The organism is Enterovibrio nigricans DSM 22720, from assembly GCF_900167155.1.
GTDB classification, from domain to species: domain Bacteria; phylum Pseudomonadota; class Gammaproteobacteria; order Enterobacterales; family Vibrionaceae; genus Enterovibrio; species Enterovibrio nigricans.
Genome location: NZ_FUXU01000039.1, coordinates 12,064 through 24,837 on the forward strand (window position 1 = coordinate 12,064; position 12,774 = coordinate 24,837).

The 12,774-nt window shown below is 47.7% G+C and carries 7 protein-coding genes and 1 pseudogene; 7 read left to right on the top strand and 1 reads right to left on the bottom strand.

Features of this window, described 5'->3' with window-relative positions; translation table 11 throughout:
- Positions 1-167: 167 nt before the first annotated feature.
- Positions 168-1,379: a cation:proton antiporter gene (locus B5D35_RS13955; protein ID WP_244556608.1), complete on the top strand. Its 1,212-nt coding sequence runs from the start codon at positions 168-170 to the stop codon at positions 1,377-1,379.
- A gap of 92 nt (positions 1,380-1,471) precedes the next feature.
- Here the strand turns inward: B5D35_RS13955 and B5D35_RS13960 are convergent, their stop codons facing one another.
- The gene (locus tag B5D35_RS13960; protein WP_244556609.1) at positions 1,472-4,783 is read right to left on the bottom strand and encodes a M64 family metallopeptidase; all 3,312 of its coding nucleotides are present in this window, start codon (positions 4,781-4,783) and stop codon (positions 1,472-1,474) included.
- A 777-nt stretch (positions 4,784-5,560) separates the two neighbouring features.
- Here B5D35_RS13960 and betI point away from each other — a divergent pair.
- The 6 genes and pseudogenes from betI (at position 5,561) to choV (ending at position 12,511) form a co-directional block, all read left to right on the top strand.
- Positions 5,561-6,172 carry a transcriptional regulator BetI gene (gene betI, locus B5D35_RS13965; protein WP_078753172.1) on the top strand — a complete coding sequence of 204 codons (612 nt, stop codon included), beginning with the start codon at positions 5,561-5,563 and terminating at the stop codon, positions 6,170-6,172.
- Entirely contained in the window at positions 6,173-7,633 is a 1,461-nt protein-coding gene (gene betB, locus B5D35_RS13970) for a betaine-aldehyde dehydrogenase (RefSeq protein ID WP_078753173.1), read from the top strand. It abuts the gene before it with no gap.
- 9 nt (positions 7,634-7,642) lie between these two features.
- Positions 7,643-9,358 (top strand): annotated as a pseudogene (betA, locus tag B5D35_RS13975) (choline dehydrogenase).
- A gap of 113 nt (positions 9,359-9,471) precedes the next feature.
- Positions 9,472-10,383 (top strand): choline ABC transporter substrate-binding protein, encoded by a 912-nt coding sequence (locus tag B5D35_RS13980; RefSeq protein WP_078753174.1) that lies wholly within the window; start codon positions 9,472-9,474, stop codon positions 10,381-10,383.
- A gap of 85 nt (positions 10,384-10,468) precedes the next feature.
- On the top strand, positions 10,469-11,317 hold the full coding sequence (choW, locus tag B5D35_RS13985) for a choline ABC transporter permease subunit (RefSeq protein ID WP_078753175.1): 849 nt from the start codon (positions 10,469-10,471) through the stop codon (positions 11,315-11,317).
- A gap of 3 nt (positions 11,318-11,320) precedes the next feature.
- Positions 11,321-12,511: a choline ABC transporter ATP-binding protein gene (choV, locus tag B5D35_RS13990; RefSeq protein WP_078753176.1), complete on the top strand. Its 1,191-nt coding sequence runs from the start codon at positions 11,321-11,323 to the stop codon at positions 12,509-12,511.
- Positions 12,512-12,774: the final 263 nt, after the last annotated feature.

The window sequence follows — 12,774 nt, forward strand, 5'->3', positions numbered from 1 at the left end:
TCTTCTTCTTACGCTAGCTGAATCGATACCTTTAGCTTGCAGTATTAATTCTCTCAATTTCAGCACTGAACGGATCAAATTATCGAATGCTGGCTGTATACGCTGGTAAAAGTGTCCATTTTGCATCTAGGTTAGGAGGAAGAAAGCGACAGTTGTAAGAAGGAAAGATGATGACAAAATCAGTGCCTGAACTTGTTACCTATGCCGTATTTGGTTGGGTTGCGCTCAATGTGGTTTTTTACGTCTCTGAGCGTTGGATGGTGTTTACCGACATTATATGGGTTCTGATGGCAGGGTTGGGTTACGGCTGGCTTTCCTCTTTGGGGGAGTTAGACTTGCCGCCGCTGGTGATGGACCCAAAGGTGGTGCTTTTCGTCTTCGTACCCCTTCTGATTTTCGCTTCAACCAAGAAAATGTGCTTGTTTCATTTCAGGCCGATCATTGTTCCCGCGTTACTGGCAGGTACATTGGGTATCATCATCAGTATGTGTGTGGTTGGGCTTTCTGTTCACTGTTTTTTTAACGTACCTCTTCTGCCGTCTTTGCTGTTCGGCGTCATCATTTCTGCGACTGACCCCTTAGCCGTGAGTGCGTTATTTAAAGGTAATAAGAACATTACGGAAAACCAAAAACTGCTCATAGAGGGCGAGTCAATTTTAAATGATGGTTTCGTTGTCACCGTGGCGGGCATTCTTGCTCTACTGATCTTCACTTCGACCAGCTTTAGCTGGCTCGATACAAGCGCAAGCTTTGTTTCACACATTGTTGGCGCGCTGGTCACAGGGATAGTGTTAGGGCGTGGGGCAAGAGCCATATTGCGTTTAATGCATTCTTCTTACTACATACTCACCACGAATATCACTCTGGCGCTTGCGTATGGCAGCTTTGTCGTTGCAGAAACCTTTCATTTCTCCGGCATTTTGGCCGTGTTTGCAGCAGCGTTGGCCTATGGCTACAAGCCGGATGAAGACCGCGTAAACAGGGATGCGGAAGAGAAGATTTGGGCGTATCTTGACTATGCAGCCAATGCGCTGTTGTTTTTCTTACTGGGTACCAGTTTTGTCGCATTAACACAAAATTCCACCTTCTCGGTTTTGATGGTGATACTCGCGATTGGGCTACTTTTCCTCGGGCGTTTTACTGCTTTATCGATACTGAAGCCATTTATGAAAATTGAAGGAGTCGCGCTTTCAACGATGGAGTTCTGGCTGATGAACTTCTCTGGTGCAAGAGGCGCAGTATCTGTTGCATTGATCTTGCTTCTCCCTTCTTCGTTTGAATATCAATCTTTATTTCTCGCCACCGCGTTTGTGATGATTTTGTTTTCGTTGGTGGTTTACCCCTTGATTACAGCGAAGTTATTAAAGCAAGGAGGATGAGTGGGGTTTCGAGGTAACTGTAAGGGTTTTCAAGGTAAGACAAGGGCAGCGGATACTGCCCTTATTTTATTTTCACATATTGCCGTTTGAAATTAGTGTTGGCTAAAATTCGCGGTAACCGGCGAAACGAGGGAACGCTCTTGATTGTTATCAGAAAATTCCAGCGTGAACGTCTTGTCGACCATCTCTTCGGTGAGTACGATATCAAATCGATAAGTGCTGTCGTCCAACGTGCTCTTGTCTTCCAGCAGCGCAGAACGGTGATGCGTGTAAGGGACGTTGTAAGGGCAGAATGTCAAACGTGATTCGTCGTTTGATAAGGTAAGGGTTTTACCTTTGAATACCTTCCCTGAACAATCATTGAGCGAGGTCTCAAGCGACAGTGGTTTCACTTTTTCGATGCGAATACCATTCTGATCAACAATCACTTCAGCTCGAACCTGTTTCACCTCATTTGTGGTTGTATATTCGGTTTCTGTTGCATATGGGCTGTTGTTGGTGACGTGCCATTCGAATTCAGACACTGTGCCTTCTTCAATGACGATGATGCCTGTTTCGTCTTTTGCTACCAGTTTAACGTTGTAGCTTCCTGACTCATAAGCCCCGTGCTGAAGCGTTTTGGCGTTGTCATATTGCGGTTGGTAAACACCATTAATAAACCACTTGAAAGATTGAACACGTTCAACGCTGCCATTCAGTTCGTGGAATTCAACCGATGGGTTAAATGCAAAAACTTGATCGGATTGATCAGCGAAATTTACGTACATCTGGTTCTGGTTCAGAGAGGCATGCTGTGGCGATATGATGGAAAAATAGCCTGCCTTTTGATAAAGACGATTTGCCCAACGTTCTGCATTGTAAGCATGGAAAGGGTAACCGTTTGATCGCATGATGGAGATGTCCGTTGAGCGCCACATTCCCGTCGGTTGATATTTGCCGCCTTCATACCATCCCGCAGTCCCCGAAGGGCAAGATGCTGTGGTTTCTTTACATACCGAATCGATGGTGACGTCTTCGGGTAGGAAATGTTTCCATGGTACGAAATTAAAGTCACTGCAGACATTGCTGTCACAGAAGTTAGCAGGCCCTATATCGCCACTATCTGAATATTCATCATGTAGGTCGGCGAAAGAATGCCCTAGCTCATGAACAAAGACATGAGGATTCATTTTGTTTGAAGTGGGTATGTTACCACCAAGGCCACCGTAAACATTGGTGTTAACCATGGCAAGAATCATGTCATGTTGAGGTACGACAGTTTCGACGTGATATTTTACCAAACCGTCATTCACTGCAAGTCCGCGAGCCTGTGAATGCGCGCCACCAACGTAAAACCCAGCATCGAATACTGTGTCTTTGTCGTTTTTGTACTCAGGAGCATTACTTGGCGCCCAAGTAGCAATTCGACAATTGTCGAAGGTCACTGGGTGACAACCCTCTTCTATCGTCCAATCTGCGCCTCGCTCATTCGAGGGAACGAACACTGAGTGGATGTTGTATAGAGCCATGTGTGGCAACAAGTTGTCATAACTGAGGAATGCTTCCAGTGCATTTTTAACGTGCATGTCAAATAACGCTTTATCTGTCGCTAAATAGCCATCACCCGTGATAACCAAATCCCAGCCTTTACCATCAGTACGCCCGATGTATTGCTTGTGGTTTCCGTCAGCGGAGACATAGATCGGGTTGTCAAAATCGATAACAGGAAGGGTACTTGGATCGTAATCAATTTGACTATTGAAGCGGACTTCACCGTCGCCAAAACCCAGCAAATCAGCGTAGTCAGCTTTGATTTTCACGCGAATGTCGCCAGGGCGATAGGTTTGGTTGTGTAAACGTATCACATCACTCGTCATCGGTTGATAAGACAAACCGCCATTGACCGAGTATTCGTACAGCGAGTAATTAAAGACATTGTTAGTGAGGTGGATATTGTGACCACGATGTTCAAGGGTCGGATCAACATATGCAATGTCTTCCAACACCTTGTGGATTTGTATTAATGCAAGGTAATAGTTCTCGGCATTCTGCTCGCGATAGGCTGTTAAAAATGCGTCTTGGATCGAAGACAATTGGTCATCAATACCTGCGTTTACTAACAGTTGAAGTGAGCTGACGATGGGTTGATGCTTATCACCAGACATAACATTCGCGTCGTACATTTCACCGTCATAACTTCCGCCAAGAGCGGGAGACTGGTGGTCTGGTTGGCCTTGAATACCGTGGGCATAGGTGTAAGGGGCGGTGTTAAGGTTCACGCTGTATTCACGCGCATAGGTATCACGGCGCGTATTAAGGTTGATGTCGTAATACTGAGCGACGAGGCGAGGGACACAAGTGCCTTGCAGGGCACCATAGTCACCATCTGCATAATCAGTATGGTCGTGGTAAACGTACAGGTCACCACCTTGTTTAATGAAGGCTTCAATGTCAGCACAGGCGTGTGGGTTACCCTTCTCAATATTTGCGTAATACGCGCTGTGTGTTTCTGCACTTAGCGGTTCATTAACAAATGAAAAAGGGACATCGTTACCTGCCACATACGCGGTCAGCTGTGGATCAACGGCTTCACGCTGCGTGATGGCGTAGTTTTCCTCAAACTGCGCATTCACATTGATCGCGTTAAGTAATACGGATGACAATGCGTTTGAGTTGTTCCAAAACGTATAAATGTCATCACGAATCACGAACACCTTTGAGCCGCTGTTTGGCGCCATTTCCGGCTTGATGTTACCAAAGCTAATACCGTCAGACGAGGTCAGCACATTCGCCGCGTAATTGCTCATGACGTTGTTCATTTGCGACGTATACGGGTCAACGTAAATGCTAGACGCATTGCCTAAAATAGAACGTGCTTCTTCGTTGTAGTTAATAATGGCTTTTTTTAGAGTGAATGCCTTCGCTGGCTCAATCAATGCGGCGAGAGAGACGTAATCCTTCGACTGACTATTTGCCGAAATCGCATCAAGAATGCGTGATACATTATTGAGGTACTTTACGCTGATCGCTTTATTGAAATTGGTTAAATCGAAGCGATTAGCTGCGCCGTTCAAGTTGTGAAGAGTTTGAATGTCTTGGTGGAATTGATTGGCTTCAAGGGCGATAGCGTCAAGTTGATTCTGATCGTTTACATTGATGTTTTTGTTGTTGAGAAAGAATGCTTTGTAAATGGGGAGCATGTCAGCTTGATAAAGGTTGCCAAACAGTCTTTCTAAAGTGTCACCCTGAAAATCAGCTTCGCCATTGCTATCGATAAAGGCTTGTAGTTTTGATTGATCTTGGCCGATAGGATAGTTTCGAGTCTGAGGGTTATTCGTCGATTCTTCAAATGTGGTTTGCGCGGTTGCCGCGCTTTGATTACTGGCAAGTAGCGCAGCCAGTATCATCCATGCAGTTTTATTCACATTGACTCCTAGTAAAGTGAATTTTTAATCTTTGCTCCTGAGAAATGCAACATGCGTCGCATCTATTCAAGGCGAGAGATAATTAAGGTTGTGGCGTGAGATATCAATTCAATTCATTGATGCATAAGGATAATTTTTTTTGTGACCGTGTTTTTAGCGTGATATCGCGAAGTTAAGGAATGGGAACTTACTTAACGTATTGTATTTAAAGATTTTAATTGTCCGTGTGTTAAAGAGGGTAAAAGTGAGAAATAAGTAATCAAAAATGATCTTAATCATGTTGTGAATAATTAATTCGTTAACATCAATATTTCGTATTTTTGCCGTTTTTGTTTGTGACCTAATATATTGATATGTCTCGCATTGTTGAAAATATAATATTGTTTTATCTTCGATTTAAATAACCGGATTGGGAAACTTCCGCCATTTATTCCCTTCTCACTTTTCCTGAAGACAGTACTCTGTTTGGCTATTGAAATTGCATGTAACGGCTTGCCACTTTCCTCTTAATTCCCCGATTTACACAACGCATAGCGAAAAATACCAGCGTTGCTAAGTGTGTGAACGTGTTTCTTTTGGGTTCTTATCAGCGCAAGGGGCCGACTCGAAAAGAGGTCTTCCTTCGATACTGTCAGTAATATTTACAGCACTATTCTCACTTTGACTTTTTGTGACTCATTTGTAACTCTATTTTTAATTGAACGTTCAATTAAAAAACATTATGTCTACATTTTAGGTGGGTATGAGGATTATCCAAGTCACGATAAGGAGCGTTGAATGCCAAAAGTAGGAATGCCTGCAATACGTCGACCACAGCTTGTGGCAGCCACGGTTGCTGTTATTGATGAAGTGGGGTTGGCTGGCGCAAGCGTCTCGCTTATCAGCCGAAAAGCAGGTGTATCCGCAGGGATCATCAATCATTACTTTGGTGGCAAAAACGGATTGCTTGAAGAAACCATGCGCTCTGTCCTTAGGGAATTGTCTGAGGGTGTACAGAAACGCTTAGTTGTGACGCCTCACCATGATGCTCGCGCACGTATTCTTGCCATCGTAGAGGGTAACTTCGATCCCAATCAGGTAAACAACAAAGTCACTAAGACGTGGCTGGCATTTTGGTCTCACGCCATGCATGAACCTACCTTGTTTCGGCTACAACGCGTGAATGAGCAACGTCTCCTCTCACATCTTCGTATTGAACTGAAAAAGCTATTGCCCAAGGAAAAAGCCGCGTTTGTTGCTCAGGGAGTCGCAGCACTCATTGATGGAATTTGGCTTCGAGGTGCGCTCAATCCGCGGGGAATCGATCCTGCTTCTGCTGTCGCGACAGTGGAAAATTACCTCACTCTTCAGCTTCTTGATTCATCATCCATATCAAAAGGCAAAAATTAAATGGATATTAAACAGTTATACATTCATGGACGGTATGTTGAAGCCTCTTCAGGTGAAGTTTTTACGACGTTAAATCCAGCGACAGGAGATATTTTGGCGGATGTTCAGCAAGCCAGCCAAGCCGATGTCGATCTCGCTGTGAAATCCGCGTGGGAAGGGTTTCAAATCTGGTCATCCATGAGTGGCGCAGAGCGACGGACGATATTAAACCGCGCCGTGGCGATACTGCGTGAACGTAACGATGAACTGGCGGCATTGGAAGTATTGGATACGGGCAAGCCGATTCAAGAGGCGCAATATGTCGATGTCGTGACGGGCGCGGACGTGATTGAATATTACGCGGGCTTGGCTGTCGCGGTTCAGGGGGAACAACAAAGCCTGAGTGAAAACCAATTCTTCTATACCCGCAAAGAGCCGTTAGGTGTATGTGCGGGTATCGGCGCTTGGAATTACCCAATCCAAATCGCCATGTGGAAAGCTGGGCCTGCATTGGCAGCAGGTAACGCCATGGTGTTTAAACCGTCAGAAGAAACGCCATTGACCGTGTTGAAACTCGCGGAAATCTTTACCGAAGCGGGAATGCCGGATGGTGTGTTCAACGTGGTGCAAGGCGACTACCGTGTCGGGCAAATGCTGTCGCGCCATCTGGATATTGTGAAGGTGTCATTCACCGGTGAATGTGGAACGGGCAAAAAGGTGATGGCGGATGCCGCTGGTTCGTTGAAGCCCGTCACCATGGAGCTTGGCGGCAAGTCGCCACTGATTGTGTTTGATGACGCAGACTTAGATAACGCAGTGTCAGGCGCGATGATCGCCAATTTCTATACCCAAGGTGAAGTGTGTACCCATGGTACCCGCGTGTTTGTGCATGACAGTGTTTATGACGCATTCGTAGAAAAACTCAAATCGCGTACTGACAAGCTGGTGGTCGGCGACCCGACTCACCCAGACACTCAAATCGGTGCGTTAATCTCGAAAGATCATCTCTCCAAAGTCCTTGGCTTTATCGAGCAGGGCAAAGAGAGCGGGGCGACGCTGCTCTGTGGCGGTTATCAAATCACGGACGGTGACTTGGCGAAGGGCAACTTTGTTGCACCGACCGTTTTTGCCGATTGCCATGACGACATGGTGCACGTCAAAAACGAGATTTTTGGCCCCGTGATGTCAGTGCTTCGCTTTAGTGATGAAGATGATGTGGTTCGTCGCGCCAACAACACCAAATACGGCTTGGCGGCGGGCGTGTTTACGACCAACTTCTCCCGCGCGCATCGCATTGTCGCCAAGCTTCAGGCGGGCATTTGTTGGATAAACAATTGGGGGGCCTCTCCAGCGGAAATGCCCGTTGGCGGCTACAAACAGTCAGGAATTGGCCGAGAGAACGGGCTAGAAACCCTGAACGCCTATACCCAGACCAAAAGTGTTTACGTCGAACTTGGTAACGTCGACAGCCCGTACGCGTAAGGAATGGCCATGACGAATCAGACGGAATTTGATTACATCATTGTCGGCGCGGGTTCTGCGGGATGCGTGTTAGCGGATCGTTTAACCGGATCAGGTGAACATCAGGTCTTGCTGCTTGAGGCGGGAGGAACCGATAGAAGCATCTTCATTCAAATGCCAACAGCGTTGTCCTACCCCATGAACACAGAAAAGTACGCGTGGCAGTTTGAATCTCAGGCGGAATCTGGCCTAGATGGACGAAAGTTGCATTGTCCGCGCGGTAAAGTACTGGGCGGCAGTTCCTCCATCAATGGCATGGTTTACGTACGTGGCCATGCATGTGACTTTGATGAATGGGAAGCCAACGGCGCAACAGGCTGGAATTACCAATCTTGTTTACCGTATTTCAAACGCGCGGAAACCTGGATTGGCGGAGAAGATGCGTATCGAGGCGGCGACGGGCCGGTCGGCACCTGCAACGGTAATGACATGGCATTGAACCCGCTCTACCATGCATTTATCGATGCGGGCGAACAAACAGGTTACCCTGTAACGGAAAACTATAACGGTTTTCAGCAAGAAGGCTTTGGCCCGATGCACATGACGGTCGATGGCGGTGTGCGAGCTTCAACGTCCAATGCTTATTTGCGCCGCGCGCTTAAGCGTCCAAACCTGACCCTTATTAAAGGTGTGACGGTCAATAAACTGCTGATAGAAAATAAGGTGGCGGTCGGCGTTTCTTACACGAAAGGTGGCAGTGCTTATGAGCTAAAAGCCCGCCAAGAAGTGATCAGTTCAGCAGGATCGATTGGTTCCCCGCAATTACTTCAATTATCAGGTGTTGGGCCAAAGGCCGTTCTAGAACACGCAGGTGTCGAAGTAAAATACGACTTGCCGGGCGTGGGCGAAAACCTTCAAGACCACCTCGAAGTGTATTTCCAGTATTTCTGTAAACAGCCCATCACCCTCAATGGCAAATTGGGGCTGATCAGCAAAGGCTTGATTGGCACACGTTGGATCTTGTTCAAAGACGGTCTGGGGGCGACCAACCATTTTGAATCGTGCGCGTTTATCCGCAGCCGAGCGGGCGTAAAGTGGCCGAATATTCAGTATCACTTTCTGCCCGCCGCTATTCGCTATGACGGCAAATCTGCTGTTGAAGGCCATGGATTTCAGGTTCATGTTGGCCCCAATAAACCATAAAGTCGCGGCCATGTACGAATCACGAGTGCTAACCCGAGCGACAAGCCAGAGATCGTCTTTAACTACATCAGCACCGAGCAAGACAAACAAGATTGGCGGGACTGCATTCGCCTAACCCGCGAGATTTTGGATCAAGATGCGATGACACCTTTCCGCGACGGCGAAATCCAGCCCGGAGAAAGCGTTCAAAGTGATGACGCGATTGATACGTGGGTAAAAGCCAACGTTGAGAGTGCTTATCACCCATCTTGTACCTGCAAAATGGGGGCAGACAGCGACCCAATGGCCGTGCTCGACAGCCAGCTTCGCGTAAGAGGCATAGAAAATCTGCGCATTGTTGATTCCTCCATTTTCCCAACGATTACCAATGGCAATTTAAACGGCCCAACCATCATGGTCGCAGAACGAGCGGCAGACATGATTTTGGGCAATGCAATGTTACCCAACGCAAACGTGTCGGTATGGCTAGACCCGAACTGGGAAACGCAACAGCGGTTGAACGCGAATGTCTCTGATAAGGCGCGAGAGAACGCTGCGAAATAGATAATAAGAAAGACAAATAACTGACCGGCGTGACGACGGGTTACGCCAACAGATAAAGGAAGAGGAAAGCAATGATGGATAAAATTTAGACTCAGCGACTAACCGGCATTAGCATGATGTTAGCCGCCAGCCTGCTTGCTGCACCGGCTTTCGCGAATCAGTGTGAAACGGTGCGTTTCTCGGATGTTGGTTGGACAGACATTACAGCAACCACGGCAGCGACAACCCTTGTACTGCAAGGTATGGGGTACGAAACAGACATTCAGCTATTGTCCGTGCCCGTTACCTATACCTCGCTGGCAAACGGCGACATTGATGTGTTTCTGGGGAACTGGATGCCTACCATGGAAGGCGATATCGCGAAATACCGCGAGGCGGGTACCGTAGAAACCATCGGCATGAACTTGGAAGGTGCAAAATACACACTCGCAGTGCCGAAATATGCCTTTGAAGGCGGCGTAAAGAACTTTGCAGACATTGCCAAATTTGATGACAACTTTAAAGGTCGAATCTATGGCATTGAACCGGGCAATGATGGCAACCGCCTTATCCAAGACATGATTGATTCAGATGCATTTGGCCTGAAAGGATTCGATTTGGTTGAGTCGAGTGAAGCGGGCATGTTGTCTCAGGTAAAACGCGCAGTGCGCCGTGACCAGTGGATTGTATTCTTAGGATGGGCGCCACACCCAATGAACAGCAACTTTGAGCTGGAATATCTGGCAGGCGGTGATGACTACTTTGGCCCTAACTTTGGTGGCGCTAACGTGTACACCAACGTACGTCAGAACTACACCACAGAATGCCCGAATGTAGGCAAACTGCTGACTAATCTCTCGTTCACCTTGCCAATGGAAAACGAAATCATGAACGGCATTTTGAACGACGGTGTGAAGCCGAACGTGGCAGCGAAAGAGTGGTTGCAGGGTAATCCTGATGTGTTAACTGCGTGGCTGGACGGGGTTAAAACGCAAGATGGAAAAGAGGCACTGCCAGCCGTGAAAGCGCATTTGAACATCCAGTAAATATGGGTTTCTCGCAAGTAGAGCGAGAGCATTGGGCTGGTGACAATAGGTTATCAGCCCAACCATCATGGAATTTGGAGTACACATGGACTGGATTACAGACAACAAAATACCCCTCGGCAGCTACATGGAAACGGCTGTTGATTGGTTAACGTACAATGCAGCCGGCTTTTTCGACGCACTTTCATTGTCGCTGGAATGGCTGATCCTGTCTCTTGTCGACATCATGCAGTGGTTACCACCGTATGTGCCAATTTTGCTGACAGCTGCCTTGGCGTGGCTACTGCATCGCCGTCTTTCTTTAGTGGTCTTTGTCACCGTTGCCTTGCTGTTAATACTGAATTTGGGCTACTGGCAGGAGATGATCGAAACCTTCGTGCTGGTGCTCACTGCAACAACCTTGTCCGTCATGGTGGGTGTGCCGTTGGGCATTCTCGCCGCACACAGACCGTGGCTTTACACCTTCATGCGTCCCGTGCTGGATTTGATGCAAACCATCCCAACGTTTGTGTACCTCATTCCTACCTTGGTACTGTTTGGTTTGGGCGTGGTGCCGGGTCTGATTTCAACCATCATCTTTGCTATCGCTGCGCCTATTCGTCTGACCTATCTCGGCATTCGAAGTGTGCCAGAAGAACTGATTGAAGCGGGGAAAGCGTTTGGTGCTACGCCAAGCAAACTCCTGTTTAAAGTAGAACTGCCTGCGGCCATGCCAAACATTATGGCGGGGATCACGCAGTGCATCATGTTGTCTCTCTCCATGGTGGTGATTGCTGCACTGGTGGGGGCTGATGGTTTGGGTAAACTTGTTATCCGAGCATTGAACACCGTCAACATTTCTCAAGGCTTTGAAGCAGGCCTTGCCATCGTGCTGGTGGCGATCATTCTCGATCGCTTGTGTAAAGCACCTGCATCGCAAGGGAAGGAGGGGTAATTCATGATAGCGGTATCCATTGAAAACCTAGACGTCATTTTTGGTGAAAAAACCGTACTCAGTACAACACTCTTAGACCAAGGGAAATCTCGTCAGGAAATTCTCGAAGAGACGGGCGATGTAGTAGGCGTCAGTAACGCCACTATCTCGGTAGAGAAAGGCGAGATCTGTGTGCTGATGGGGCTTTCTGGATCAGGGAAATCCAGCCTGCTTCGTGCCGTAAATGGCTTAAACCCGATTGCGCGTGGTTCACTGAAAGTACGCGATGGCGAGGCGATGATTGATCTCGCGGGTATCGACGAAAATACACTGCGCGACCTTCGCTCACACCGTATCTCCATGGTGTTTCAGAAATTCGCGTTGATGCCCTGGCTCAGTGTGGTCGACAACGTCGCGTTTGGATTAGAGATGCAAGGCGTAGGCAAAGTCGAGCGCAGACAGCGAGCAATGGAAAAACTCGACATGGTTGGGCTAAGTGAATGGCATGACAAACTGCCGCATGAGCTTTCTGGTAGTATGCAGCAACGGGTAGGTTTAGCGCGTGCCTTCTGCATGGACAGCGATATTCTGCTAATGGACGAACCGTTCTCTGCGCTGGATCCGCTGATCCGAAATCAGCTCCAAGATGAGTTGTTAGAACTGCAACGTAAGCTGAATAAAACGATCCTTTTTGTCAGCCACGATCTTGATGAAGCCCTGAAGATCGGCACCAATATCGCCATCATGGAATCTGGCAAAATCATTCAGCACGGCAAGCCGGAAGATATTGTACTGCGCCCCGAAAACCAATATGTGGAAGACTTTGTCGCGCACACCAATCCTCTCAATGTGCTTCGTGGCCGCTCCTTAATGACACCCATTGATAAACTGGTGAAGGAAAACAATTCACTCATTCTCAATGAACACGAGCAAACCCGTTTGGTGGTGGATGATGAAGGGAAAGTCACGGGGGCGATTCGCAAAGAAGAAGAACTGTCCCTCTTGCATTGGGATGATACTCAGCCCGTTGAGAGCGTGAAAAAAGACGATGTGGTGGTCGCTACCGCCGATATTTCCATGCGTGATGCGCTAGAAATTCGTTACCGAACAGGGCTTCCCGTCCTATTGGAAAGCGAAGAGAAAATCGTTGGGATTCTTTGTGATGATGACTTCTACCACGCTTTACTAGGCAAGCATTTCTCGCAGGTGGCTTGATAGGGTTGGAGAGGAAAGTGCCATGGGAAGTGGCACTTTTTCAAACTGGAAGCGAACCAGTTATTCTGGCTTATTATCAAATCCTATAACCAAAAACGGCCTCTTCTACACAGGCGGAGGCGACGAATTGGTGCCGATTTACGGTGATGTCGCACTTGGAACGGAATTGAACTGATAAGTGCAAGGTGAGGGTGTCTTCGCGTGAAATAGGAAGAGGCGGATTGTCGAAGGTAATGCCGGCTATGTCGCTTAGGCTGAAGCAC

Coding starts and splice junctions, on each gene's coding strand:
- choW (WP_078753175.1), top strand. CDS start 10,469: ATGGACTGGATTACAGACAACAAAATACCCCTCGGCAGCTACATGGAA.
- choV (WP_078753176.1), top strand. CDS start 11,321: ATGATAGCGGTATCCATTGAAAACCTAGACGTCATTTTTGGTGAAAAA.
- betI (WP_078753172.1), top strand. CDS start 5,561: ATGCCAAAAGTAGGAATGCCTGCAATACGTCGACCACAGCTTGTGGCA.
- betB (WP_078753173.1), top strand. CDS start 6,173: ATGGATATTAAACAGTTATACATTCATGGACGGTATGTTGAAGCCTCT.
- B5D35_RS13980 (WP_078753174.1), top strand. CDS start 9,472: ATGATGTTAGCCGCCAGCCTGCTTGCTGCACCGGCTTTCGCGAATCAG.
- B5D35_RS13955 (WP_244556608.1), top strand. CDS start 168: ATGATGACAAAATCAGTGCCTGAACTTGTTACCTATGCCGTATTTGGT.